The following is a 26,789-nucleotide window of genomic DNA, read 5'->3' on the forward strand; positions in this document are numbered from 1 at the left end:
ATGAAAAAGTTTGCCGTCTCTGAACTCAAACCGGGAATGAGGTTTACGAAACCTGTCTACCTGGATAAGGAAAATTTATTCATAACCTCCAATACTCCGGTTACTGACAGCGATTTGGATCGGTTGAATAAATTCGGAATCCAAGAAGTGATGACCGCCGGAGAGTTGCTTCAGATCGGAAGTAACGTTGCAACGGATTCGGATCAATTAGAAACGAGTATCGATGACGTGATCGTAAATACGATTGTAGACGACGATCTTCAACCTCTCAAAGCGATCTACGACAACCTCAATCGAATCAAGGTGGCGTTTAGCAATCTATTCCGAGAAAGTACACAAGTCCTCCAGGACGTTTTCAAAAAGACCCTCGATGAAAAACCTCTCGAGGTCACTCCCGTTCGCGAGATCGCGGAAAAACTTACGGACTTTGTTCGTTCCAATCAGAATATTTCTTATCTCATTCTCTCCAACAATCCGAGCGGATATTATCTTTATAACCAGATCACAAACGCGACTTTTTATTCTTTGATTATGGGAAAGCTACTGGAATATTCCAGACCCAAGATGATCGATCTTGGAATTTCTTGTTTGCTAGCGGACATCGGAATGTGTAAGGTTCCTTCCGCAGTTTCCGAAAAAAACGAACAACTCAACGACGAAGAATTTAAGACGATCATGAAACATACGATTTTGGGTTATCAGATTCTTTCTCAAAGAATGAAACTCAAAAACAATCTCGCGATCGTCGCTCTTCAACATCACGAAAGATACGACGGAAACGGTTATCCTCAAAAATTGTCTTCGAACGCGATCGAAGAACAAGCAAGAATTTATGCGATTGCCGATAACTTTTCAGCGCTCGTTACCAATCGCCCTCATAGAAAAAAAATTCTTCCGCACGAAGCGATCAAATCGATGATCAGCATGGACGTAGGTAAATTCGATCTCAAATTGGTTCGTTCTCTTTTAAACCATCTTTCTCTTTATCCGGTTGGTTCTTGTGTGGAACTTTCCGACAAAAGAATCGGCGTTGTGTTGGGTCCCAACCCGGACAAACCGATTCGTCCCTGCATTCGTATTATAAAAGATGAATATGGTGAAATGGTCCGAAATTTGATTCTTGTGGATCTTCTTCGAGATACGAATCTCTTTATTTCCCGTCCCGTGGACCTACAGGAAATCACCGGCTGATTCTTTTTGCTTGCGGGACTTTCGGAAACAAAAAGGAACCGATGGAGAAACTCTCGCCTGCGATTTTTTGATTTCCTCCGGTCACGAAATTCTCAAACGGAATTACCGATTTTCTCGATACGAAATCGACATAATCTCAAGCAAAGAAGAAGAGCTTCATTTTATCGAAGTTAAGAATTGGGAAGAATTTTCAACCTTCGACCCTCGTTTTTCCCTCAACCGAGCCAAACAAATGCGGATGAGAACCGCGGCGGAGGCGTTTTTGTCTCAACATCTTTCCTTTCAGAATCATTTTGTCTCATTCGATCTTGTCTTCATAAACTCTAAAAAGGGATGTGAATATTATCCTCAGCTCTTTTGAAATGTGCGTTAAGGTACTTCCAACAACCACCGAATTCTTTAATTGTCTGCGGGTTCTCAAGGAAGAGAGCCTTAAATCGTTACAAGGAAGTAACTATGAAGAGCATCCCGATTTTAGGAAATCTGGCCGAATCAGATGATTTCGGACCGGATCCGGTCATTCTCCGTAAAAGGGGAATGCCGATTAAAAAGCGAAAATTTGAAGATTACAAAAAGAAATTGGAGGACCCGAGCTACATCGATTTTGCTATCGATAAGATCGCTATGGAAATCTCCCACTTTCTTTCCAAATGAACTTCTCGCTTAACGGGAATTAAGCGATGGCCCTGTTTTCTCCGTAATTTCCGGCGTTCTGGAAATTCAGGGCCTCTAGAAGGTGCCTTTCCTCCACGGCTTCACTTGCCTCCAAATCCGCGATCGTCCTCGCCACTTTTCTGATTTGGTTGAACTTTCGAATGCTAAGTCTGTGAAGTCGAATCTGGTTTTCGAGTATGTCTTCGCAAACTGAATTGAATTTAAGATACTGATTCACCAATTCTCCGCGAAGTTGACCGTTGAAAAAAATTCCCGTATCCTGATATCTTTGATTCTGAATCTTCGAAGCCTCATAGACTTGGTCCCTCGATTCTTGCAGATCGATCTGGATTCTTTTTCTTTCCTTTTCTTTAGAAGGAAACATCTGCACTTCAAGATCGATCCGATCTCGAAACGGTCCGGAATAGGGGGCTTGGTATTTTTTGATCTTTTGCGCATTACAACTGCAAGGTCCTTCTTCCACTCCGTAGTATCCGCAGGGACACGGATTGGTTGCCGCCACCAAAAGAAAATGCGCTGGATAAGTGACGGTTCCCGTAATCCTTGAAACTGTGATCGAGCCTTCTTCCATCGGTTCTCGAAGGGCTTGCAAAACACCTGATCTATATTCCGAGAGTTCATCTAAAAATAGAACCCCTCGATTTGCTAAAGTAACTTCTCCCATTCTTAAATCCCGAGAACCTCCGACTAAGGATATATCCGAAGCCGTATGATGCGGCGCTCGATAAGGTCTTTCGACGAAGAGTTGTCTGAGAGGGAATTGTGCCGATTGAATTTTTAAGATATCCAGCGCTTCGGATTCTCCCGGAGGCGGAAGTAGTGAACCCAACATCCTTGCCAAAAGACTTTTTCCCGTTCCAGGAGGTCCGGTGAGAAGAATGTGATGCCAACCCGCCGCGGCGATTTGTATCGCTCGGAACGCAACCATCTGATCCTGATATAATTCCAATGTTTTCAAAAGCGGCGGAACGTTTACTTGAATCGTAGATTTGATTTCCGGATTTCTTCGATTCTCCAGAACCTCTTCGATTTCTTTCAAATGAGAAATTCCGTAGACTTCAAATTTTTTGAGAAGGGCGGCTTCTTCCTTATTTTGAAACGGAAGAATCACCGTATCGTATTTTTCCGAAGAGATTCCCGAAAGGATCGGAAGAACTCCTTTGAACGGTTTGAGACATCCGTCCAAACCCAATTCTCCCAAAAGCAGAGTTCGCTTTAATTTCCCGGATGCAAAAATCTGTCCCGTTAGAACCAGGATTCCACAAGCGATCGAAAGATCTAAGAGTGTTCCCTCCTTTTTTCGTCCGGCGGGTGCGAGGTTTACGAGAATATTCTGAAACGGACAAGAATAACCGCTGTTTTCCAGAGCGATTCGAACTCGCTCGGAAGATTCTCGAATCGACTGAGCGGCGAGGCCCGTTATCATAAACCGAGGTAGTCCTCGTTTTAAATTCATCTCAACGGAAACCGGAAAGGCTTCCAATCCTTCCAAATTCGCACCTGTCAAACAAATCCAAGAGTTTTTCATTCTTTTACCCCTCCGAAATTTACGGTTCCTCCTTGTTTGCTCAAACGGCTCTTCTCAAAACCTTTTTTTAAAAAAGAACTCTTTCATCCAAACAAATGGGAAGAGAGGAGCTAAGAATCTGGTTCGAGCGAAAAGTAGGGAAGAAGAACTGGGCTAAAAGGGAGATTATCGCAAAATTTAAAGAGAATTGAGGTTGATTCTAAAAAAACTAGTTTCAAATACCTTCGCCCTCAGTAATTTTGCACTGAAATGTTTCGTATCACGGTTTTCCTGCTTCCGGGGATCATTCTTTTTCTTGCGGGCTGTGGAAACCGACTGATTCGCAAAGATGCCGTTGCCCAAATCAACGAACACTACGCGGATAAGACCTATTACATGATTCAAGACAAAAAGGTCTCCAATACGGAAACCTTTAAGAAAGGGATGCTCGTTAAGATCTACATCGAGTCGACACCTTCCATGGTGAAGATTAAATGTTATCCCGCAGATCATAAAAGAGAATACGCCATCGGAAGGATGATCATCTATCAATTGAACGATGAATACAGCGGAAAAAAGATTACGATAGAGGATCTGGATAAACTGATAGCAAATGAACTCGTGGAATATAAAAAGAAAAAATAGATCCTCCCGAAGAGGTGGTTCAAGATCGGCGGGATCGATGTCCGATACTAAAAAGGTGAACGGAAAGCTCTTTTTGATTCCCCTTATCTCCTCTTTGGTTCTGTCTTCTTCCTTGGGAGCGGATCCATTGAAGAATTACGACGCGGAAATTTCCGAATACACCAATAAGGATTCTTCCTTTTTTACGGACAAAGAAGAACGTAAAATAAAACAACTATTCTCTCAATCGCCTGAAAACTGGCAGGAAGAGAAATATTCCCTCAATTATCATAAAGACAAATCCAATCTGGAACTCCCCAGCTTTATCAGCGTAAACCGAGTTATTTCTTCTAAGATTGTAAGCCATAGCGGCGTAGTATATAAGAATTATATTGTAAAGCAAAAGGATACACTTTCTAAGATCGCGAGAATTATGAAAACCTCAGTTCAGAAGGTAAGCTCCGCGAACGGACTCAAGAAAAATTCAACGCTCCAAGTGGGACAAAATATTTCGGTTCCGGTTCAAGTAAAAAACGCAAGCAGAGAAAAAGTCGAGTTTCGTAAGGTTTTTGTTTCTCCGGTCGTAAACGCAAAGATGACTTCTCGTTTTGGAAGAAGAAAGGATCCGTTTCATACCGGTTCGGGCGGTTATCATAGCGGGGTCGATTTTGGTGGAGCTCAAGGTTCTCCGATTTTGGCTTCTGCGGACGGAGTCATTTCCTTTGCCGGAGTAAACGGCGGCTACGGAAACACGGTTATCATCGATCATGAAAATGGCTACAAAACCATGTATGCTCATTGTGCAAAAATTACCATCGAACAGGGAACGAGAGTGAGCGCGGGGACGGTCATAGGAGCCGTTGGCAGAACCGGATCGGCGACGGGTCCTCACTTGCATTTCGAAGTATTCTTAAACGGAAATCGGATCAATCCGGAAGCAGCCTTAAGAAAGACCTTGAAGATTGTGACTCCCTTAGACCCCGGTAAATTTGCCAGACTCTAACATCCTTTCAAGACTGGGTGTTATTCAAATCTCTGAAAGAAATTTACTGATCGGATTCCTATGAACGCGATTTTTTTAGAACTCAGGAAGAACACATTTTATACTCTCATTCCTGTAATCTTATTCTTTTCATATTCGCTTTCGTATCTCTTGCGCGCGGTAATCCTCGCATTCTTAAATCCTAGCGTCCAAACAGCAAATACCAATCTCAATCCAACTCGAAAGGTCGGCCCTGAAACCAATCGAGCCCTTTCTTCCTACGAAGAAATGATCCAAGGAAATTTGATTCGTGGAATCATTCCCAGAGCAGGAGAGGTCACAACGGAAGGCGAACTCTCCACGGCTCCGCCGGATACGGGAGAAGGCGAAGAGATGAGAATCACCGGAACGTTGAGCGGTCATTGGTCCTTTGCTCGAGTTACAATCGTAGAAAAGGGTAAGCCGGATGCGCAGGAATTCGCGACCGGAGAAACCGTAGCCGGTTATAAAATTCGTTCCATCGCTCTTAACTACGTCGTTTTAGAAAAGGGGGGAGTTTCTCTCAAAGTTGAAATCGGTCAGACCCCCGGAGAAGCAAGGGCAAAACTGGGTCAAGACGCGGCACCGAAAGGTGATCCTGGTCAGACCGCCTCCGCAGATACGATTCGTAAGGTTCTTTCCAGACAAGACGTCAACCGAAAGCTCAAAGATCCCGCGGCCTTGTATAAGAATGCAAGATTTGGTCCCGCTCTGATCAACGGTAAAATCACTGGCTACAAGATCTACAGCGTTGCACCGGATCATATCTTTTATGCGTTGGGAGCAAGAAACGGAGATACGATCAAACGAGTCAACGGTATGGCTTTGACCGAAACCGAAAAAATGTTAGAAATCTGGGGATCCGTAAAAACTGCCGATAAGATAACGGTAGATGTGGAAAGAGGTAGCCAGATTCTCACCTACGAATTTATTATCAGAAACTAAAAAAAATGCCCGGAACAACCAATCAATTTCCAATCTTTAGAATTCTTTCTATTCTCATGCTCGTACTTTTGGTGTGGGATAGACCCGTATTCCCCCAAAATAAGAAAAAAGTTTCCGTAAAGACCAAGTCGGCGGCTTCCCCGGAAGAACCGGCGGAAAGAACTTTTTACGCCAACTGGAGAGATACGGAACTCAATGATTTTTTAAAAGGAATGAGCGCCATTCTCAAGAAAAACATTCTTTTGGATGAGAGTTTAAAGGGCAAAAAAATCACGATCATTTCTCAAAAAGAAATTCCGATCAAAAATGCATTCGTTTTTATGAAATCTGTTTTGGAATCTCTCGGCTTCGGGGTCGTAGAAGAACCCGATCTAATCTCCATCGTCAAAATCAAAGACGCACTCGCAAGATCTCCCATCGTTCGTGTCGGGAAGGAATTGATTCCGGAAACAGAAGTCGGAGATTTTAGAAACATCACTCAGATCATTCCGGTGGAAAATGTGAAACCGGAAGAGTTGGAACCGATTCTCAAACGTCTGACATCTCCGAATACGGACGTGATCGTTTATAAGAATACGAACACGATCGTTCTTTCCGGTTCCGCAGCCGATATCAACAAACTCTTACTCTTAGTCAATGAACTGGATCAAAAATTAGAAGAAGCTACGCCGGGCGCGGTATCTTCCGCAGGCGACGTTCATATTTACACTCTGGAACACAGTGAAGCGGAAAAGATCGCAGCAACGTTAGTCAAGCTTGATAATCCGGTTGTTCAAACCGAAGAGCTGACTCCTGAGAAAAAGGCACAGGGTCAGGTTCCCGGAAAAGTGGATAAGATCAAAGCCGTCGGCCACAAAGAATCGAACTCCGTAATCGTAACCGCCACGAACTCGGAATGGACAGAGATTCGAAAGATCATCAAGGTTTTGGATTCCGCCAGAAAACAGGTTCTCTTAGAAGTGTTGATCGTAGAATTGACATCCAGCGATCTCAACGACTTTGGTATCGACTGGAGATATAAGAGCGAAGCCTACGGACAATTCAACACCGGTCTTTCCAAAGAAGGAAATATCATCAACTCAAACGGTCAAGTGAACCCGAACATCAACACCTTGAGCGGTTTCTCTTTGGGATTTTTAAAAGCCGGTTCAGAGCAGATCATCGGTATCTTGAGCGCAAACCAAGGGAATGAAAACTTCAACGTTTTATCCGCTCCACAAGTTTTGACCGTGGACAATCAAGAAGCGGAGATCAGCGTGGGACAGGACGTTCCCGTAAGAACACAAAGTAGAAACGCCGGAACCGGCGGAGCCAACGCAGTAACGGTGGACAACTACGAATACCGTCCGACCGGGATCAAACTCAAGTTTACTCCGCACGTAAACAAAAACAATAAGATCACGTTAGAACTCTTTCAAGAAATCAAGAACATCGCAGAAATCGCCCTCGCCGGTGGAAACCCGACCTTCAATCGGCGCGAGATCAAAACGTCAGTCACCATTGAAAATACTCAATCCATCGTTATCGGTGGTTTGATTTCTACGGACAAACAAAAACGAATTATCAAAATTCCTTTACTCGGCGACATTCCTTACTTGGGACATCTGTTCAAAAGAACCACTGAAAAATTAAAAAAGACCAACCTTATGGTTTTTATCACACCTCATATTCTCGATAGCAGAGAGAATGCGGATAAGATGACGGTGAAGAAAAAGATGCAGCAAGAAAGATACGAACTCGAAAGAGAAAGAATCCTCAACAAAGAAAAAGAAATCAAAGAAAGAGGGGACTAAGTTGAAAACTCTCGGAGATATCCTAATCGAAGAGGGGATCATATCCGAAAAAGATCTGGAAGATTCCCTGAAGGTTCAGAAAAAGAATAACCTTCCTCTCAGTCATATCATTCAAAAAAAAGGAATCGCCGGAGAATCTGATATTCTCCGCGCGCTTTCCAAACTCTATCAGCTTGAGTTTCGTGAAAAATTAGAATTCTCCGGAATGGAAGAGGTCTTTCAGCAGATTCCTCTCAAACTCATTCAAAGAAGTAGAATCGTTCCTTTTCAACTCTCCAAAAAAACGATTCGAATTGCGGTCTCCGATCCTTCCGATCTGCATCCGATGGACGACGCTCGTAATTTTCTAAAAGGATACAACGTAGAGTTCATTCTCGCGCCCGAACCGGAAATCATGCGGATCATCCATTCGCATTTCGATACAACTTCCTCCGCAGCCAAAGAAATGCTGAACGAAATGGAAGGAAGTTTTTCCGAACTCGCGGAAGCCTTTGAAAACGATTCTCTCGATCTTAGCGACGACGCGCCGATCATCAAGATGGTCAACGTTATTCTTTCTCAAGCAGTCAACGAGCGAGCTTCGGATATCCATATCGAACCGTATGAAAAATCTCTTATAGTTCGTTATCGTGTGGACGGTATTTTGCATAACGTGCTCAGTCCGCCGAAATCCTATCACGCGGGAATCTCTTCCAGAATCAAGATCATGTCGAACTTGAATATCGCGGAAAACAGACTTCCTCAAGACGGTAGAATCAAACTCCGATTGACCGGAAAGGATATCGATATCCGCGTTTCTACGATTCCTTGTCAGTTCGGAGAAAGAATCGTGATGAGGCTTTTGAACAAAACCGATCAAAAGTATTCCTTAGAAACAATGGGTTTTTATCCGGAACTCGTGAAGACGATTCGATCGCTCATCATCGAACCGCACGGAATCATTCTTGTTACAGGTCCTACGGGTTCCGGTAAGTCCACGACGCTCTATTCTGCACTCAGTGAATTGAATACCGAAGAAAGAAATATCATCACCTGCGAAGATCCTGTGGAATATCAGTTCGAGGGAATTTCTCAGATGCAAATGCAGGAGAAAATCGGACTCACGTTTGCAACGGGTCTTCGAGCCATTCTTCGTCAGGATCCGGACGTCATCATGGTCGGAGAGATTCGGGATGAAGAAACTGCAAGGATCGCGATCCAAGCTTCTCTCACGGGTCACTTGGTATTTTCCACGCTCCACACAAACGACGCTGCCAGCGCCGCGACCCGTCTCGTGGATATGGGAATCGAACCGTATTTAATCACATCGACCGTTCTCGGCTTTATGGCGCAGCGACTCGTGAGAGTGATCTGCGCTCATTGTAAGGAAACTTACAAGCCATCAGCATCTGAATTAGAATCGATTGGAATTTCCAAAAAAACTCTGAAAAACGGAACGCTTCACAGAGGAAAAGGTTGTTCTCATTGTATGGGAACGGGTTTTAAAGGAAGAACCGGGATCTACGAACTTTTATTAGTAGATTCTCATATTAAATCGGCTATTCTTCAAGGTAGCGACTCCGGAAAATTAAACGATATCGCAAGAGAACACAATTTCAAAACTTTAAAGGATTATGGAATTCGAAAGGTAATCGACGGCGTTACAACGATTGAAGAAGTGCTCAGAGTCACTTAAACAAAATGGCAATTTATTCTTACGTAGCATTCAACAAAAAAGGAAAAGAAGAAAAGGGAATCATAGACGCGGCGTCCCTCCAAGCGGCTCGTTCGAAACTAAAAAACAAGGGACTCTACGTTCGAAACATCTCAGAAGATTCCGAAAAAAAAGACCGAGAACTTTTTCCATTCTTAGCAAAATACTTTTATAGAATTCCTAGAAAAGAGGTCGGTCTTTTTTCAAGACAACTCGCGACCTTGCTCGGAGCGGGAATTCCTCTCGACAAATCCTTGGCGAGCATCGTAGAACAAACCGATAATCAGAATTTTAGAAAAGTTTTAACCGGAATGCAAGCCAACATCACCGAAGGCTCTTCCTTATCCGAAGCGATGAAAAAACATCCTGACGTGTTTCCGAGTCAGTTTCCTTCTCTTGTCGCGGTCGGAGAAAAAACGGGAGATTACGAAGCGACTCTCACTCGACTCGCCGAATTGGAAGAGAAGTCGAGCGAGCTCAAAGCAAAAGTCCAAGTCGCGATGGTTTATCCCTTTATCATGGGTTCTCTTTCCATCTTTGTAACGATCTTTTTATTGACCGTGGTAATTCCTCAGATTCAAGAATTGTTTTTGCAGTTCGACGCAAAACTCCCTTTGATCACTCGAATCGTCATCGGAGTTTCCGATATTCTCATAGGATTTTGGTGGCTTCTTCTCGCGTTGGGTTTTGGTGGAATCGTGGGCTTTATCTATTATAAAAATACTCCCCAAGGAAAACGAAACTGGGACGAGTTTATTCTCAAGGTTCCGATTTTGGGTTCTTTGGCTCGTAAGGTTTTAGTCAGTAGTTTTGCGAGAAACATCGGGATTCTTCTAAGCAATCGAGTTCCCTTGATCACAACTCTTTCCATCGTTGAACGTATTGTGGATCATTCCATCTTCGGGGAAGAAATCAAAAACGCGGTCGATAGAATCAAGGAAGGAGAAAAACTTTCGGCTTCCTTTAGCGGATCGGTGATTCTTCCTCAGATGGTGATCGGTATGATTGCAGCCGGAGAGGTTTCGGACCGGGTTCCGGAAATGATGAACAAACTCGCGGATATTTACGATACCGAAGTGGATACCGCGATTAAAACGATGACACAATCCATGGAACCGCTCATGATTGTGGTAATGGGTCTTCTCATTGGAACGATTATGGCCTCGATCATGGTCCCAATGTACAACTTGACGCAGCAACTTCAAAATATATAATTTAGAATAAGGAGAATTCAATTGAATCTGTCCAAATTAAAAAGAAAATACAGAAAAGGTCTCACACTGATAGAACTCGCTGTTGTCGTGATTATCTTAGGAGCGCTCATCGCTTTGGTTTATTCCAACTTTCGTCCGGGTGAAATTAGCGACGATACGGCGGCTCTGAAACTTAAGAAAGACGCATACGAATTACAATCTCATCTGGAAAGATACGCACAGAGATACGGCTCTTATCCGAGCGACGAACAAGGATTAGAAGCTCTTGTCGAAAAACCGACTACGGGAGAAGTTCCTGAAGATTGGAAACCGATCCTGAGTAAAAAAGGAGCGATCAACGATCCTTGGGGAACTTCTTACAAACTCAAAAGAGACGCGGCCGGAGACGTTCAATTATTTACCCTAGGCAAAGATAAAAAAGAAGGCGGAGAAGGCAAAAATGCTGACTTCAACATTCTCAACGAAGACGAATATCCTTCCGACTTCCGCAGAAAATAAACTTCCTTCTCCTTTCCGGTTATGAAAATAAGAAATATCCGGAAAGGATTCACCCTGATCGAGTTGATCGTGGTGATCGCGATCCTCGCGGGGTTAATTAGTATTCTTGCAACTACCGCCGCGAATTTCATCGTTCCCTCTAGTTCGGACGCGGCACAAACTCTCAAACAAGCGGCTGAATTTTGTTATCGCAAATCGATTCTTACAAATACGACCATGGTTTTGGAATTGGATATTGAAAACGATACTTACACCGTAAAAAAACTCGTCCGAGACGAAAGTGGAATCAAAGAAGTGTTGGTCTTCAAACCTCAAAAACTTCCGTACAATTCCGAAATCATAGATATCACCGACATTCGAGGTTTTCGATATACAAAGGGAATCGTCAAGGTTCCTTTTACTTACCTAGGCATCGCCGCGGATTACAGCATTCACTTGGGAAACGATCCGTCCATTTATCGAACCTTGATCATCTATCGTTACGGAGGAAAGGTTACCGTTCTGGAAGGGGAACAATTTCACACTTCTTCCAACCTCTCAAACGATAAGAATTGGAAAGAACAACAGGATGAAAACGAACAACAGCAGCCTTAAATTCTTCTCCAAATGGAAACATTCTTTTCGAAAGGGTTTCAACCTGATCGAGGTTTCCATCGCGCTCGCGTTAGCCGGAATCGCGATGACGTATACGTATATGGTCATTTCCAACGGGATCAGACAACAAAGACTCGCGGCTGTCATGTCAAACGCGGTTCATCTTGCAAAGATCAAGATGGCTCAGATCGATTCCGTTTCGGTTCTTCAATCCGACAACACTACCGGAGAAATTCCGGGTTATCCAGGTTATAGTTTTAAAACACAGATCGGGGAAGAAGATATGGATCTTCTCAAACTCGCGGGTAAGGAAGGTAAAAAACCGGAAGACCTGTTGGGTGGAAGAGATTCGGAGATGAACAAACTGATTATGCGAAGATCCGGTCAGGCGAATCAAGGAGCTTCCACAGCAGGGATCATTCGAGTTTTTAGAATTAAGGTTACGATCAATTATCCTACTGGAAGCGGAACCGAATCCTATACCGCGGAAACTTTCAAATCGGCACAGTATTAAAATGAAAAATGCCCGTTCAAAATTCTTTCGCAAAGGGTTCACCTTGATCGAAATTTCGATCGTAGTGATGATTTTGGGCGTGATCTTTACCGGAATTTTTTCTACCTATTATACGGCTCTTAAAATTTCCAGGGAATCCTCTTCTCCAGGCGGAGCTTCCAAAAGAGACATTTTGCTCGCGATGGAAAATGTTCGTAGTACGATTTCAATGGCTTACTTTCACCAAACACAAAGAAGGTTGATCTTCGTTGGAAAAAACGACGGGAGAGGAATCGATCGAAAGGACCGTTTGGACTTTGCCGCGACCCATCCCAACTCGGAAGAAACCTCGATGCCCGAAGTCAGAGAAGTCGGATTTTATCTCAAACCTATGCCGGAGCAACCGGATTACAATTTTCTGATTCGAAGAGAAGACGAGATGGTGGATCGTTATCCGAAATCGGGCGGAACCGAATACACTCTCCTCAGTCACGTCAAAAGTTTTCAATTAAAGTATTCCAGAACGGGCGCCAAATGGGAAGACGAATGGGATTCCAAGCTCACAAAGGTTCTACCGAGACTCATTCGAATCGAGATGATCGTAAATTCCGGCAAAAAGGAGGTCCGCTATGAAACTCTCGCGTTTCCGGGAATTCTTTTTAAATAAGAAAATCAGAATATTCTTAAATACCTCCGAGTTTAAAGAATCCAGAACTTATCTCGCGCGTAAAACTCTGCGCAAATCCAGGGAAGGATTTATGGTAGTCATTCTCGTCATGGCGATCGGAACGGCTTCCTTTTATACGGCTACCGAATTCGGAGAACGCGCCCTCGGAGAACGTAGGATTGCGCAGGCGGACGCGGACGGATTCAGAGCGCTTTTGCTTGCAAAAGCTGGATTTCAAGGCGCGTTAGGCGCTCTTAAAAAGATTCCGGAAGAATACCTCTACAAAAGTGGGATCGCACTCAATCCGCCTCCGCTTCCGATGGGTGGAGGAACGATCTACTATAAGATCAGCTCCGAAGACGGAAAGATCAATCTCAACACACTTCTCAATCCGGATGATAACCAACAAAATCTGCGCGCCGTGGAAATGGTTTCCCGTCTTTTCGATAAACTCGGAATCAAAAGGGAAAAGATCTTTCCGATCTTTGATTGGATGGATACGGATCTTCAGGAAACCGGCGGGGGCGCCGAGGACGGATACTATTCTTCCTTAAAACCTCCTCGCAAAAATAAGAATTCATTTATGTATTCCGTTTCCGAACTCGTTTCCGTAAAAGGTTTCGATCGGGAAATCGTCTATGGCTCTTTAAAGCCAGCGGACTACGCTGAAAAGTATTCGAACGCGTTTCAATCCGAAGAAGAAAAGGCCCTCATTGGAGACAGTGATTTCGTTTTGGCAAACAATATCACCGCCTATATCCCATCCGGACAAAACTCAGACGATAGAATCAACTTGAACGCGGCGCCATATTTTGTTTTGATGTCTTTATCCGATTTTATGACTAAACAGGCCGCTATGAGAATTCTCAAATTCAAATTGGAGCAGGGCGGTTTTATCAAAGAGCTGAAGGACATCGAGAAATTTCAGGAATTTCAGATTCCGACGGCCGGTGGTCTTACTCTTTATAAGGAACTCGCGGGGGAAGGAACTGACGTCTCCGGCGGAAGGGTCAAGACCAAGGGCGAAATATTTAGAATCGTAGCGGTGGGACAAGTTGGAAAGACAATTCGAAGGATCACCGGAATCTTCGATCTGACCAACAGCACCATGCTCTATTATATGGAAGACTAAAAGTAAGATGTTTATTTACGATCAATTTCTTGCAATCGACTACGGAACGAGCACGATCAAAGGAGTTCTCTTCCAAAAAGTTCTCGGAAAGCTGAGCATTCTTCGTTCCGAGATCATGAGTATCTCTCATGGTGAAGAAGAAGAGTATCGCCACAACGTTCTTCGTTTTATCAACTCTTACTTTCCCGGAGAAACGAGTATCGTCCTCAATCTTCCTCTGGATCGTTTGTTTGTTCGAGAATTGCACATTCCACTCACGACTGTCAAAGCGATTCGAGAAGTGATTCCTTTCGAAGTGGAAAATAGAATTCCGTTCCCAATGGAAACCGTAGAAGTCACGGGAAGTATCTGGAGAATCGATCAGGAAAAATCCGATGTGATCGCGTATTGTGCTCATCACTCGGAACTCGACTTCATCACGTTTCCTTTTTTAGATACGAACATAGTTTTCCGAGGCCTCTTCGTAGACTCCGTGAGCTTGTCGACGGTCATCGCGGAACATACAAACAAGGAAATCACTTATAAGAATTGTGCGCAGGCCGACATCGGAGGAAGAGTTACGATCCTAAACATTCTCTCCGAAGGAAAGGTGGCGCATACGAGATATATTTCCATGGGAGGAGACACTCTCACGGAACAGATCGCTTCGGATTTAAAAATTCCATTTGAGAAAGCGGAAGCGATCAAACTTTCTCTCCAATTCGAACCTTTCTCCGGAGAAGACGACGGCTTAAATCTATTCGCAAAAGAATTCAAACTCAAAGTCGCCGATATTAAAAAATCCTTTCAAAGCGTTTCGAAATTTGCTGAAAAACTTTCCTCTGAAATTCACAGAAGTATCGTTTCTATGAATGAAACTGAAAGACCGGAAGTTTTGTATCTTTCCGGCGGGGGAAGTAAGATCCGAGGAATCGAATCTGTTTTTGGAGAATCCCTCGGACTGATTACGAGAAGATACGATTTTCTCTCCTTGGACGGCGACACATTCTCCACTTGTTTCGGAATGGGTTACCATTTCGGTTTAGCAAAAAAAGATAAAATCGATTTTATCAACACTCCTCACGTAAAACGGATCAATAAGAATATTCTAAACTTCGATCAGTTTCGTCCGCACCTGATTTTTTCAGGCGTATCTCTTTTTATCCTAATCACTGTTTTTTTCGTGGGAATCGTCATCGATAAAAGAAAGTTAAGCGCGAGCGAAAAACTACTCGCCGAAAAATTCCAAAGGGGTTTTGGAAGATCCGCCCCAGAAGACGTGGACATTTTAGAATACGCCACAAAACTCAAAAACGACGAGAAGAAAAAGACCGAGATCTACAGACTCTACTTAAGTAAACCGAGTATTCTTGATATTCTTTTTGAACTCTCTATGAACTTTCCAGCGTCCGATATGCAACCGTTTCAGTTGGATCAATTCGACTACGATCAGGATCTGGTGAAAATAGGCGGAAGAGTGAACGAGTTTAGCGAAATCGGGGTTGTACAAAGATCCTTGGAAAAATCTCCGATGTTCAAGGACATAGAGGTGACAAACAAAAGAATGATGCAGGGTATCAAGACCTACAAAGTTTCTTTTACGATCACGATGAAGGTTGTGAATAAGCCCGTCGGCGCGGAGGAATCTTTTTAAGATCATTATGCTCGAAAAATTAGAACCCAGAGAAAGGTTGATCGTACTCGGTGGAATCGGCGCGATTCTACTGCTGATTTTATTCTTAGCCATCCAGAAGATCGTAAGTATTCGCCAAGGTTTAACCGAAAGGGTTCAAGATTCGAGAACCGCTCCGGTAAAACTGGATAAGATCATTCAGGAATACAATGACTTTCGTTCCCTGGATTCTTCCGGAGGAGATTCGGACGTTAGCGCGATCTATGCAAAACTCGACGAAATTTTTGTAAGATACGGCTTGAAAGAAAAAATTTCAACGATGAAAGACTCGTATGCGATCGAAGATAAAAAATACAAACGAACTACGATCGATATCAATTTTAGGTCGGTCACGCTTGACAATGTCTTTCGTTTTGTTTACGACATAGAAAAAAATAAAATGATCAATGCGAGAGTGGAATATCTTAACTTTAGAAAACCGTTTCAGGGAAAGGAAGTCTATGACGTAAACCTGAAATTGTCGAGCTATAGTCGAGAAGGCAACAAACGATGAAAAAAGAAGAAGAATTTCAGGAAGAAACCCTCACGCCGGAGGAGGAAGAATTCTTAACTCTGGAACTTCAAGAAGAGGAAGAAGAGGCTGCGCCTCGATTCACTCTAAAACAAAAACTCTATCTAATCGGAACCGGTGTTTTTTCCTTTTTTCTATTTACGATTCTTCTCTTTCCTCTGGACGAAATCATACGTAGTTCTTTGAATACTTCTTCCACAAAAACAGGAACCATCATCAACTTTCGAGATCTGAGCATTTCCATCCTGGGAAACATTACTCTGGATACTCTGGAAATTACTACACCTTCCAATCTCAAAATCAAATCCGAAGAGACGGTCTTGAAGACTTCTCTGTTCGGACTTATGAAACGTAAGTTCGACGGAAAATTCAAACTCATCTCTTTGAAAATCGATACGGAGAACGGACCGTTTGCAAAAATTCCTCGCATCGAAGGTCAGGGGAAAATCGAAAATCTGGACGCCGGAATCGCAAGAATGGGCGGTGACCTGGATATAGAAATTCCGGCTGGATCGTCCGCGATGATCATGGAACTTCCGGAAATTCCTCTTCTCGGCGAACTCAAGAACATCACGATAAAGAAATTTTTGGCAAAGATCAATCTTCAAGGCGGGAATCTAATCTTTAAAGATTTTACCTTGGATACTTCGATCGCACGCTTTGATATCACGGGAAATATTCGTTTATCTGAAAGTATTCAATTCTCGCAGCTGAATCTTAAGGTCTGTTTAGAATTGGATCGTAACTTTGCTTTAGAAAGACAGGATATCGAAGATATGCTTACGGTTTTGAGTAAACAAAGTAACGAAAAGTGTATTCCATTGATGGGAACCATTGGAAAACCGGAAGCAAAGATTCCGGGATTGACCGGCCCGCCCGCAACTCCGTAAGGGAGTTATTTGATAGTATTTGAATCCGGATTGAAATGTTAAAAAACGGATTTTGAAATTTTTACGATTTTTCGTTCTATATCCTCCTCTATCGATGTCATGAACAAGCTCGTCCTCAAGAGAATTGTTATTTTTATCCCGTTGTTTTTCTGTTCTTTCTGCGCTTTCCAACCTCATACACCTCCTTCGAAAGAACAGTGGAACGAATTTAGGAAACTTCCGGGAAATCAAAAAAAAATCAAAGCCTTGGAAACATTTCTTCGTGAACACAAAGTCTTGAATGTAGTTCCCTTGGAACAACTATTGAGGCAGGGCACGGATTGGAGACAAACGAAAAGTCAACCTTTTGCGATTCCTCCCAAAGCTCTGTGGTCAAACATCCTACCGACATTGAGGGTGATTCGCGATTTGATAGTTCCCCAGATCGGTCCGGTTACGGTGGTTTATAGCTTTCGAGAAGAAGATTATAACGAAAAAGCGGGCGGTGCAAAATCGAGTCGGCATCTTCATTTTTCCGCTTTAGATATGATCCCCGATCGCGAAATCGATCACGCCCATTTAAAGAATCGTCTTTTAAAACTTTGGGAAAAAAATGGAGCCGAACGAAAGATCGGACTCGGATTGTATTCTCGAAACCGATTTCATATCGACACGAACGGTTTTCGAAAGTGGGAAAAGTAAAAATTTCTTCCGATCGATCGAAACTAACGTTTTACGGTCACGCCTGCGATTATCAATTCAACGATCGTATCATAGGGTTCTGAAGAAGATAAACCTCGGGCTAATAGCAAGCCGCCTTCCAACGCGGCCAAAAGACCAAGTCCGACGGCTTTCGCTTCCTTTGTCTTTAAACCGGCATTTTTTAGAGTGGATTCAATCGCCTGGCTCCAACGAGTGAAGGCGTTTGCTACCGCTTCTCTTACCACAGGCGGTTGCGAATGACCTTCTATGGCTGTGGCTGCGACGGGGCAACCGACTTGCCATTTGGAATTTTCTGGAGTCTGCCTAAAAACGGAAGCAATCTTTCGTATGACCTCGGCTACGTTTCTTCCATTTCTACCGGCTCGAATGATACCTGTTTCGGCAAGAATTGTCGCTTCTTCGATGGCTAAGCAGATCAATTCGTCTTTTCCACCGGGAAAATGATGATAAATCGAACCTCTGGAAGTTTCCGCGACCGAAACAATTTCCATGAGTCCGGTTGCGGCAACTCCCTTTGCTTGAATCAGCTTACGAGCGGCCGTAATCATTTCTTTTTTCGTTCGGGATATTTTTTCCATCAATTCTTCCTCAAATTAGAATTCCGCAAAGATTTTTGATTCTTAGATCGGAAGCCCAAATATTAGACAGTCCATCATAATTTTAATCGGATTCTCTTTTTCAATCTCTAAATTATTTTATACCATAGTCAATTTTTCTACATTTTATTGCAATCTCCGTTAAAATTTTTCTTGATGATTATGATGATCGTCATAATATTAAATCCTGTAAAAAAGGAGAATTCTTATGCCCTTAGTTCAAATTTTTGTCCCTGCGGGATCCTTGTCGGCGGAGATGAAGAATGATATGATTCAAAAAGTGACCGACGCAGTCGTAGAAGCGGAAGGAAAACCGGTCGTTCGTCGATACACCTGGGTCCATATTAACGAGGTTCCCGACGGAGGCTGGGGAATGTCCGGAAAAGTAGTCACGTTAGACGCAATGAAACAATCCACGGAAACTACAAAATAAAATTCAATCTATGAGGAAAATAGGATGAACCGAGCTCTTACATACTTTTCACCGGGGAAGTTGGATTGGAGGGAATCGCCCGAACCTACCTTGTTACATCCGGAAGACGCAATCGTCCGTCCTGTTGCCTCGTCCACTTGTGATCTGGATATAATGATCATTCAAGGAAAAACACCTTTTAAAGGACCTTTTGAGATTGGACACGAATGTATCGGCGAGATTATCGAAGTCGGAGAAGGTGTTCGAAGTTTCTATAAGGGTCAGTTAGTCGTTGTTAGCTGGCACCTTTCTTGCGGTCAATGTCATCGATGTCGAAAAGGATTGATGAACACTTGTGCTTCGTATCCTCAAGGCGCGATGTTCGGTATGTCCGTAGGAGGAAAGTGGGGCGGTTTTTTTTCAGATCTCGTTCGTGTGCCGAATGCGGATGCTACGTTATTCGCCTTACCCGCGAGTCTCAATCCTTCTCACGTCGCAAGCCTAAGCGATAATATTCCTTTCGGCTACGAATTGACCGTACCACATCTTCTAAACAACCCCGGAGCCGATGTGTTAATTATGGGTGGCACCGGTTCCATTGGACTGTTTGCGGCGGCTTACGCGCGCGCAGCGGGGGCAGGAGCCGTCGACTATGTGGATACAAACAAAGCAAGATTGGAAATCGCCGAAAAACTCGGAGCCAATCCGATTGAAAGTTTACCAAGACAAAGAATTGGAAAACGTCCCGGCAGATATCCGATTACGGTCGATACGAGCGCTTCGCAAGAAGGTCTTTTGTGTGCGATTCGTTCTACGGAACCGGAAGGTTATTGTTCAAGCGTAGGAGGGCATTTCAACGATATAGCATTCCCTATGTTGGATATGTATGCAAAGGGTTTGCACTTTTATACAGGGCGCGGCTTGGGTAGAATTAATTTTGCAGCGGCTACCGACTTCATTACGAGTGGAAAAATCAAACCGGAGATCATCGTAACAGAGGAAAGGCCATTCGACGAGGCTCCGACTGTATTGAGTGATCCTTCGATGAAACCGGTATTAGTTCGTCCCAGCATTCTCACCGATGTATACCGACCTAAAATTGAAGTCCCTTAATCTTATCAGAAAAATCACTGATACGTTCGAAACCCGGGATCGATCGAATCGGTGATATAACTTAAAAAACAAATCGATCCTACCGTCTTTCGTTAGGGACTTCCTTCGCCCGAGACGCATCGAGGCAAACTTTGAATTTTTTCATTCAGAATTGAGAAGAGCACTAATCTGGAAGGATTCGAATTTTTTTAAAAGAAATCCCAGTTAAATAAAAAGCTGATACAAGATTCGGATTGCGAGGATGCGATTTACATCTTGAAATCAAAATGCTTTTTGAATTCTTTAAATAAAAACGTCTCCTAAAAAAGAAAAGGTCTGAATGAAAATCCATCCAGACCTTTTTTTCACCCGATATCAAATCAATAACCTCGGGATCTTTTATCTTTTCTTTTAGCGACTTTGAATCAAGAACATCCAGTGGTAGACCCGCAGGACATACACTTCAGACAAGATCCATTTCTCACCATTTCAAACGATCCACATTCGGAACAAGAATCTCCGGTATAACCCTTGATCTTCGCGAGTTTTACTTCTTCCAGAAGCGCAAGTCCAGTTGGAGCAGAAGTTCTTTCCTTGGAAATCATCTGAGAATAAGAAATGGTTTCCACTTCTTTCTTCGGAGGAGCTTCCGCAACCGCAGTGTTCGTAACCGTTTCTTTTTCACTTACGTTTGATTCTGCGGTAGCTCTTTTGGAACCGATCTCGTCTCCTCTCAAATCTTCCGGAGCCACTTGTCCGAGGTCGTATCTTCCGAGATAAGTAATCGCCAATTCTCTAAAGATATAATCGATAACGGAAGTACTCATCTTGATGTGTTTGTTTCCGGAAACGATTCCGTTCGGCTCAAATTTGAAGAATGTAAATGCATCCACATATTCTTCCAATGGAACCCCGTGTTGAAGACCTAAGGAAACTGAAATTGCGAACGCGTTCATCAAACTTCTAAACGCCGCTCCTTCCTTGTGCATATCGATAAAGATCTCTCCGATCTGACCGTCTTCGTATTCACCGGTTCTCAAATAAACCTTGTGACCGCCTACGATCGCCTTTTGAGTATACCCCGCTCTTCTGCTTGGAAGTTTTCTTCTATGAGAGATATACTTCGTAATTACTTTTTCCGCGATTTGAACGGGATCTCTGGAAATCAAAGCTTCTCTGACTTCGTCTTGCTCTTCGATTTCAATTCCATTCAGAAGCTCCAACACGGAATTGAGCGGTTGAGAAAGTTTTGATCCGTCTCTGTAAAGAGCGTTTGCTTTGATCATCATCTTCCAGGAAAGGAAGTATGCGTTTTTCACATCCTCTACGACCGCGTCTTCCGGAAGGTTGATCGTCTTAGAGATCGCGCCGCTGATAAACGGTTGAGCCGCTGCCATCGTGCGAATATGAGATTCGTAAGAAAGGAATCTTTTTCCATACTTACCGCATTTGTTTGCACAATCAAAAACAGGATAGTCTTTCTCTTTCAAGAAAGGAGCGTTTTCTATCGTCATCGTTCCACAAACGTAATCGTTTGCTTTGTTGATATCGTCTTTAGAAAAACCGAGGTATTCCAAAAGAGAAAAACCGGGAACATCAAAGATTTCCTTTGCGATTCCAAGATTACGGGTTAAGAAGTCTTCTCCCAGATTGAACTTGTTGAACGCAAAGTTGATATCGAAAGCGAGCGGAAGAGAAGCTTCCACTTTTTCGAGAATCTCATTCGTAAAACCTTTTTCTTTCAGAGCTTGTGTATTTACGATCGGGGCACCGTTCAGAGTAGCGTGTCCTTTGCAATAGTTTACGATCGCTTCAATCTCGGAAGGAGAATAACCTAATTTTTTCAAACCAAAAGGAACTGATTGATTGATGATTTTGAAATAACCGCCGCCGGCGAGTTTTTTGAATTTCACCAGTGCGAAATCGGGCTCGATTCCCGTAGTATCACAATCCATCACGAGACCGATCGTTCCGGTAGGTGCGATTACGGTAACTTGAGCATTTCTATAACCGTGTTTTTCACCCAGAGCCAAAGCGAGATCCGAATCCTCTTGAGCCGCTTTCAACATATAGGAAGGGCAGAACGCAGGATTGATTCCCACGGGAGTGATCGTAAGACCTTCGTAATCGCCGGAAGGAGCATTGTAAGCCGCTCTTCTATGATTACGAATCACTTTCAACATGTGCTTTTTATTCTTCGCATACCCTGCAAAAGGACCTTGTTCTTTCGCCATCTCTGCGGAAGTAGCATAAGCGGTCATGTGCATGATGGAAGAGATCGCACCTGTGATCGCCATCGCTTCTTGAGAATCATAAGGAATTCCAAGAATCATCAGAACGGAACCGAGGTTTGCATAACCAAGACCTACTGTCCGGAACTTATAAGAAAGTTCTGCGATTTCCTTAGACGGAAACTGCGCCATCGTAATGGAGATTTCAAGAATGATCGTCCAGAGTTTACAAAGATAACGATATCCTTCCACGTCGAAGTTCAACGTTTCCAGATCTACGAACTTTTGTAAATTCGCCGAGGCGAGATTACAAGCCGTGTTATCCAAGAACATATATTCGGAGCAGGGGTTCGATGCGTTGATCGGACCGTCTTCCGGACAAGTATGCCATTCATTGATTGTTGTATGATATTGAGTTCCAGGATCCGCGCTCGCCCAAGCAGCATAGGAAATTTTTTCCCAAAGTTCTCTCGCTCTGAGAGTTTCGGAAGCTTTTGGTTTGCGTCCTTCCGCTTTCGCTCTTTCTTTTTCGGTTCTGAAATACAAGTTCCAAGGTTGGTCTTGTTCTACCGCGGTCATAAATTCATTCGTAAGACGAACCGAGTTGTTGCTGTTCTGACCGGAAACCGTATTGTAAGCGTCGGATTGCCAATCGGTTGTGAGTTCTTCAAAAAGAATTTCTTTGTAACCTTGTTTGGCGAGATCGATCACACGTTTGATGTAATTATCGGGAATTAAAACCTTCTTTGCTTCTACGATGGTTTTTTTAAGAGAAGAATTCTTCTTAGGATCAAAACGATCTTCACCTTCCATCTCGTAACAAGCGGAAATGATCGCATTGAGATGACGGTTATTCAACATAGAACCGGTTACCAGAGAAGCTACTTTCTTTTCTTCGGTTACTTTCCAATCTACAAAACTTTCGATATCCGGATGGTCTACGTCGAGACAAACCATCTTCGCGGCGCGACGAGTAGTTCCGCCGGATTTGATCGCACCCGCGGCGCGATCTCCGATCTTTAAGAAACTCATGAGACCGGAACTCTTTCCTCCGCCGGAAAGGGGTTCGTTTTCTCCTCTTAAATTGGAGAAGTTGGTTCCAGTTCCAGAACCGTATTTAAAAAGTCTGGCTTCACGAACCCAAAGATCCATGATTCCACCTTCGTTTACGAGATCGTCGTCCACACTTTGGATAAAACAAGCGTGAGGTTGAGGATGTTCATAGGCCGAAGCGGACTTAACGAGCTTACCGGTCGTCGGATCCACATAATAATGACCTTGAGATTTACCATCAATTCCATAAGCCCAGTTCAAACCTGTGTTGAACCACTGAGGGGAATTGGGAGCCGCCATCTGAGTAGCGAGCATATATACGATTTCATCGTAGAAAACTTTTGCACTTTCTTCATCGGAGAAGTATTTGTATTTATATCCCCAATACGTCCAACATCCCGCTAGTCTATGAAAGACTTCGAGCGCGCTGGTTTCACCGCCAAAACGATCTTCCGGCTTTAACGATTCCAATTTTTCCGTATCGGGAACCGATTTTTGAAGCCATTCTGGAATCCCTTCCTCTTGTATCTTTTTGAGATACTTAGGAATTCCTTTACGACGGAAATATTTCTGCGCAAGAATATCAACTGCGACCTGGGACCAACCCTCAGGAACCTTGATGTCGTTTGCTTCGAAAACTTTAGATCCATCCGGATTGGAAATCCTGGAATTGCGTTTCGCCCAACGAATTTCGGACGATTCTTCACCTTTGGGGGCGGTAAAATGACGGTTTAGCTTCATAAATTTGCTCTCAGACTCCGTAAGACTAGTAAGAAGGGATTATGTCACTCTAAGAAAAAGGAAAAATGATCCAAAGCTTTTTTTCGCTCTCCCTTCTCCGAAGAATTAAAATTTTTCCTACAAAAAGTTGTAAAAACGCGGCCCTATGCGACAAATTAAGGTTGCGTGCTTACCCCTTTTTGAAAATATAGGCCTAACTACCGAGGATACTCCCCTTTAGCTCAGTCGGTAGAGCAAGTGACTGTTAATCACTGGGTCGCTGGTTCGAGCCCAGCAGGGGGAGCCACCTTTCTGTCGCCTGGCCAATATCGGCAATTTTTCCCTTCTTTGGTTCTTTTTAGACGAAGTCCCCTGGATTTCGTTCTTAAAAAACTCCTCTTTTGTATAGTGTTTTTATCAAAAATCCGCCTAGAAGCAAAAATTCTCATTTTAGAATTCAAAAATTCGACCAAACAAAGGGATTTTTTTGAAAGATCCCTTTGTATATTCAATTTTTAGAATATACTTATCAAAAATTTTATAGAGCGATGAGAAAAAATTATGAACAAAAAGAATCGACTCTGAATTTCCAAAAAAAGAAGAAGTGGAAATTTGAATTTCGAGATCGCGTTAGGCGGAACGGTGATTTCCGTAAAATTCGAAAGCACAAAGACAATCGAATTTTACGGAGGATTTTTAGATTTCGTTTTTAGTGGGTTTTAAGGATTTTAAGAATTTAAAAATCGCCTTCAATTCCAATTCATCCATATTCGAATAGGCTTCCCAAGGCATATGGCTGTGTGAGATAAATTTTCCCTGTCTAAAACGAGCCAGAAACTGTTTTTCCGTCCACTTCTTGATTCTTCCTTCCGCGTGAGGGGTGAGATTGGGCGGTGTCAATGCTTCCTTTGTTGGATCCGGATCTTCCATAGGAGCTCCGCCGGCAAAGGGTTCTCCGATAAATTCTCCAATCAAATTTCGTTTTGTATGACAGCCGTTGCAATTGGCGACGTTATTCGCAAGATATTCTCCGTAGGCGACGGTTTCGGCGCGCTCGATCGATTTTAAAACTTCTCCTTTGGGACCGACCGGTTTTACGACAAAAGCCTTTAATATTTTCCCGATCACATTCAGTTCATGCTCTGGAATTTTATTATTTACCGGTTTTAGATTCCTCACAAAAGACAATATCGCAGATAGATCCTCGTCGCTCGTATTGTGAAAGGGCATAAAATCCAAAAGGACGGTTCCATCGGGGCGGATGCCGTATCGAAGCGATCTGGCAATCTCTGCATCGGAGAATTTACCGATACCTGTTTCTGGATCCGGAGTGATATTGGGAGCGTAGAAATTTCCGACGGGCAATTCAAATTTTTTACCGCCGGCAAGAGAACGCTCCGAATCTTTTTCCGAATGAGCCGAATTCGCTGTATGACAATCAGTACAATGAGCGGCTCCAAAAGCAAGACGCTCTCCTTTGGCGATGATCGCCGGATCGCTGGAAGATTTTACGTCCGGATAGGGCGCTTCATATTTTAAATTTTGTCTGAGAGCGGTTGCAACCACTCCCGTCAGTAACAACGTCAAAAAAAAGATTCCGGTCCATTTTAAGACTTTTTGCATATACCATTCCTCGTTTGTGTCCTAGGTTGAATATCGATATCGCAGAAATCATTCCGCGATTTGAGTTTGTCGCGATATTCATTGTCCCAATCCAATAAGACAAAACAACAGGTCTATTTGCGTTCTTTTAGCGTCGTTTCCTGTTTACTCTCATTTTTTTCGACTCCGATCTATAATTAGATTCTCATTATAAAATTGGCATATTCAGTTCTTTGAAATCCAGTTGGAGATTGAAGGAATCTATCCAAGCCGACCGTTCTAACGGGTTTTATTCAACTTTTGTATACAATATTTTAGGAAAAGACCGAATAGACTTCCGATCAAAATTCCATAACCAGTAAAAACAAAGGACAATTTAATGGCGGTGATCACCCCTGTAACCGCGGCTAACGTTTCCGAAACAACGGGCCAGGTATATAGAAAATAAAAGACAATGGAATTTTCGATTAAGTCAAAAACGATAAATCCGAACGGAACAATATTGATCCAGACGGGCAGTTTTAAATAGATCGCCGCTCTGGAATAAAAAGAACCGATCATAAAACAAACGGCAAAGGGAAGAAACATATCCAAAACGTCTTGAAAGAAATACAATGTTCTACCGGATTCTCCGTAAAACTGAAATACTTCCGTGATGTCTTTTGCGGTTAGAAAAGGACGAAAGTCCAGTTTCAAAGGAAGTGTCTGACCCGGCCCGACCGGAATCATCTGTTCCAAAAACTGCATCGATCCTGAAATGAGAATCGAAGCGAGCGTATAAAAAAATATCTTTTTATTGGAAGAATGTTTAACTACAAAGTCGCTGATAGAAGATAAAAACCTTAGATTCATAATTGTCTCCGTTGATCGTTGAGATCGGAAACAATCAAGAAAAGGAAATTAATTCTTTCGTCAAGGTTATTATCAAAAGAGTAAAACTTTCGAAAAGAAACGTTAGATACGCTTAAAAAAGATCCTCTTCTTCCGAAGTTTGTGCGGAAGTTTTTGTTTCCGTCGTCGTTTTTGTTTCGCCTCGAAACCCGGTCTTGTTAGTCTTTTTGGATTCGTCTTTAGTAAGGGCTTCTATCTTTCCTTCCGCCGTATCCAAAATTCCCTGGCATATTTTTTTGAGTTCCATTCCTCGTTCATAGGCTTTGAGAGATTCTTCCAAGCTGAAGTCCTGTCGTTCCAGTTTTTCCGCGATCTGCTCGAGTTCTAAAAGCGCTTCTTCGAATGAAATTTTTGATTTTGATTCTGCCAT

26 protein-coding genes and 1 tRNA gene are annotated in these 26,789 nt (G+C 43.1%); 21 read left to right on the forward strand and 6 right to left on the reverse strand.

The genetic code is table 11. From position 1 onward, the window contains the following. The 3 genes from A0128_RS09930 (at nt 1) to A0128_RS09940 (ending at nt 1,845) form a co-directional block, all read left to right on the forward strand. Entirely contained in the window at nt 1-1,191 is a 1,191-nt protein-coding gene (locus tag A0128_RS09930; protein WP_069607366.1) for an HD-GYP domain-containing protein, read from the forward strand. 10 nt (nt 1,192-1,201) lie between these two features. Continuing rightward, nucleotides 1,202-1,552 (forward strand): YraN family protein, encoded by a 351-nt coding sequence (locus tag A0128_RS09935; RefSeq protein WP_069607367.1) that lies wholly within the window; start codon nt 1,202-1,204, stop codon nt 1,550-1,552. 95 nt (nt 1,553-1,647) lie between these two features. After that, entirely contained in the window at nt 1,648-1,845 is a 198-nt protein-coding gene (locus A0128_RS09940; RefSeq protein ID WP_069607368.1) for a hypothetical protein, read from the forward strand. A gap of 19 nt (nt 1,846-1,864) precedes the next feature. Here A0128_RS09940 and A0128_RS09945 read toward each other — a convergent pair whose 3' ends face one another. After that, nucleotides 1,865-3,394 carry a YifB family Mg chelatase-like AAA ATPase gene (locus tag A0128_RS09945; protein ID WP_069607369.1) on the reverse strand — a complete coding sequence of 510 codons (1,530 nt, stop codon included), beginning with the start codon at nt 3,392-3,394 and terminating at the stop codon, nt 1,865-1,867. A gap of 249 nt (nt 3,395-3,643) precedes the next feature. On the opposite strand from A0128_RS09945, the gene A0128_RS09950 reads away from it, so the two are divergent. The 15 genes from A0128_RS09950 to A0128_RS10020 all read left to right on the forward strand — a co-directional run bounded on the left by A0128_RS09950 (nt 3,644) and on the right by A0128_RS10020 (nt 17,801). After that, the gene (locus tag A0128_RS09950; RefSeq protein ID WP_069607370.1) at nt 3,644-4,018 is read left to right on the forward strand and encodes a type II secretion system-associated lipoprotein; all 375 of its coding nucleotides are present in this window, start codon (nt 3,644-3,646) and stop codon (nt 4,016-4,018) included. Next, nucleotides 3,987-5,000, forward strand: coding sequence for a M23 family metallopeptidase (locus A0128_RS09955; protein ID WP_083244100.1), 1,014 nt, complete (start codon nt 3,987-3,989; stop codon nt 4,998-5,000). Before A0128_RS09950 ends, A0128_RS09955 begins: the two co-directional genes overlap by 32 nt. Nucleotides 5,001-5,060: 60 nt before the next feature. Beyond that, the gene (locus A0128_RS09960) at nt 5,061-5,963 is read left to right on the forward strand and encodes a general secretion pathway protein GspC (RefSeq protein WP_069607371.1); all 903 of its coding nucleotides are present in this window, start codon (nt 5,061-5,063) and stop codon (nt 5,961-5,963) included. Between the two features lie 5 nt (nt 5,964-5,968). Next, a complete protein-coding gene (gene gspD / locus A0128_RS09965; RefSeq protein ID WP_069607372.1) occupies nt 5,969-7,756 on the forward strand; it encodes a type II secretion system secretin GspD in 1,788 nt (595 codons plus the stop codon). A 1-nt stretch (nt 7,757) separates the two neighbouring features. Continuing rightward, nucleotides 7,758-9,431, forward strand: coding sequence for a type II secretion system ATPase GspE (gspE, locus tag A0128_RS09970; RefSeq protein WP_069607373.1), 1,674 nt, complete (start codon nt 7,758-7,760; stop codon nt 9,429-9,431). Nucleotides 9,432-9,436: 5 nt separating this feature from the next. Further along, on the forward strand, nt 9,437-10,663 hold the full coding sequence (locus A0128_RS09975; RefSeq protein WP_069607374.1) for a type II secretion system F family protein: 1,227 nt from the start codon (nt 9,437-9,439) through the stop codon (nt 10,661-10,663). 21 nt (nt 10,664-10,684) lie between these two features. After that, on the forward strand, nt 10,685-11,161 hold the full coding sequence (gene gspG / locus A0128_RS09980; RefSeq protein ID WP_069607375.1) for a type II secretion system major pseudopilin GspG: 477 nt from the start codon (nt 10,685-10,687) through the stop codon (nt 11,159-11,161). Nucleotides 11,162-11,182: 21 nt separating this feature from the next. Continuing rightward, complete coding sequence (locus A0128_RS09985) at nt 11,183-11,755, forward strand: type II secretion system protein (RefSeq protein ID WP_069607376.1); 573 nt, start codon at nt 11,183-11,185, stop codon at nt 11,753-11,755. Beyond that, complete coding sequence (locus tag A0128_RS09990; protein ID WP_069607377.1) at nt 11,730-12,269, forward strand: type II secretion system protein; 540 nt, start codon at nt 11,730-11,732, stop codon at nt 12,267-12,269. Before A0128_RS09985 ends, A0128_RS09990 begins: the two co-directional genes overlap by 26 nt. Nucleotide 12,270: 1 nt before the next feature. Then, entirely contained in the window at nt 12,271-12,915 is a 645-nt protein-coding gene (locus A0128_RS09995; protein WP_427854303.1) for a type II secretion system protein GspJ, read from the forward strand. After that, a complete protein-coding gene (locus tag A0128_RS10000; protein WP_069607379.1) occupies nt 12,878-14,047 on the forward strand; it encodes a type II secretion system minor pseudopilin in 1,170 nt (389 codons plus the stop codon). Before A0128_RS09995 ends, A0128_RS10000 begins: the two co-directional genes overlap by 38 nt. A gap of 7 nt (nt 14,048-14,054) precedes the next feature. After that, nucleotides 14,055-15,680, forward strand: a complete 1,626-nt coding sequence (pilM, locus tag A0128_RS10005; protein WP_069607380.1) for a cell division protein FtsA — start codon at nt 14,055-14,057, stop codon at nt 15,678-15,680. A gap of 7 nt (nt 15,681-15,687) precedes the next feature. After that, nucleotides 15,688-16,212, forward strand: coding sequence for a hypothetical protein (locus A0128_RS10010; RefSeq protein ID WP_069607381.1), 525 nt, complete (start codon nt 15,688-15,690; stop codon nt 16,210-16,212). Continuing rightward, nucleotides 16,209-17,120: a type II secretion system protein GspN gene (gspN, locus tag A0128_RS10015; RefSeq protein ID WP_069607382.1), complete on the forward strand. Its 912-nt coding sequence runs from the start codon at nt 16,209-16,211 to the stop codon at nt 17,118-17,120. Before A0128_RS10010 ends, gspN begins: the two co-directional genes overlap by 4 nt. A gap of 99 nt (nt 17,121-17,219) precedes the next feature. Then, nucleotides 17,220-17,801 (forward strand): D-Ala-D-Ala carboxypeptidase family metallohydrolase, encoded by a 582-nt coding sequence (locus tag A0128_RS10020; RefSeq protein ID WP_069607383.1) that lies wholly within the window; start codon nt 17,220-17,222, stop codon nt 17,799-17,801. Between the two features lie 23 nt (nt 17,802-17,824). Here A0128_RS10020 and A0128_RS10025 read toward each other — a convergent pair whose 3' ends face one another. Beyond that, a complete protein-coding gene (locus A0128_RS10025; RefSeq protein WP_069607384.1) occupies nt 17,825-18,400 on the reverse strand; it encodes a TetR/AcrR family transcriptional regulator in 576 nt (191 codons plus the stop codon). Between the two features lie 226 nt (nt 18,401-18,626). On the opposite strand from A0128_RS10025, the gene A0128_RS10030 reads away from it, so the two are divergent. Both A0128_RS10030 and A0128_RS22210 read left to right on the forward strand, forming a co-directional pair. Further along, nucleotides 18,627-18,851 carry a tautomerase family protein gene (locus A0128_RS10030; RefSeq protein WP_069607385.1) on the forward strand — a complete coding sequence of 75 codons (225 nt, stop codon included), beginning with the start codon at nt 18,627-18,629 and terminating at the stop codon, nt 18,849-18,851. Nucleotides 18,852-18,875: 24 nt separating this feature from the next. Next, nucleotides 18,876-19,943: a zinc-dependent alcohol dehydrogenase gene (locus A0128_RS22210; RefSeq protein ID WP_069607386.1), complete on the forward strand. Its 1,068-nt coding sequence runs from the start codon at nt 18,876-18,878 to the stop codon at nt 19,941-19,943. A gap of 404 nt (nt 19,944-20,347) precedes the next feature. Here the strand turns inward: A0128_RS22210 and A0128_RS10040 are convergent, their stop codons facing one another. Continuing rightward, a complete protein-coding gene (locus tag A0128_RS10040; RefSeq protein ID WP_069607387.1) occupies nt 20,348-23,947 on the reverse strand; it encodes a vitamin B12-dependent ribonucleotide reductase in 3,600 nt (1,199 codons plus the stop codon). A gap of 210 nt (nt 23,948-24,157) precedes the next feature. Here A0128_RS10040 and A0128_RS10045 point away from each other — a divergent pair. After that, a tRNA-Asn gene (locus A0128_RS10045) sits at nt 24,158-24,233 on the forward strand. Nucleotides 24,234-24,622: 389 nt separating this feature from the next. Here A0128_RS10045 and A0128_RS10055 read toward each other — a convergent pair. The 3 genes from A0128_RS10055 to A0128_RS10065 form a co-directional block, all read right to left on the reverse strand. Next, nucleotides 24,623-25,549, reverse strand: coding sequence for a c-type cytochrome (locus tag A0128_RS10055; RefSeq protein WP_069607389.1), 927 nt, complete (start codon nt 25,547-25,549; stop codon nt 24,623-24,625). A gap of 258 nt (nt 25,550-25,807) precedes the next feature. After that, complete coding sequence (locus A0128_RS10060) at nt 25,808-26,380, reverse strand: hypothetical protein (RefSeq protein ID WP_069607390.1); 573 nt, start codon at nt 26,378-26,380, stop codon at nt 25,808-25,810. A 112-nt stretch (nt 26,381-26,492) separates the two neighbouring features. Beyond that, complete coding sequence (locus A0128_RS10065; protein WP_069607391.1) at nt 26,493-26,789, reverse strand: exodeoxyribonuclease VII small subunit; 297 nt, start codon at nt 26,787-26,789, stop codon at nt 26,493-26,495.

This window comes from Leptospira tipperaryensis, assembly GCF_001729245.1.
Lineage (GTDB): Bacteria > Spirochaetota > Leptospiria > Leptospirales > Leptospiraceae > Leptospira > Leptospira tipperaryensis.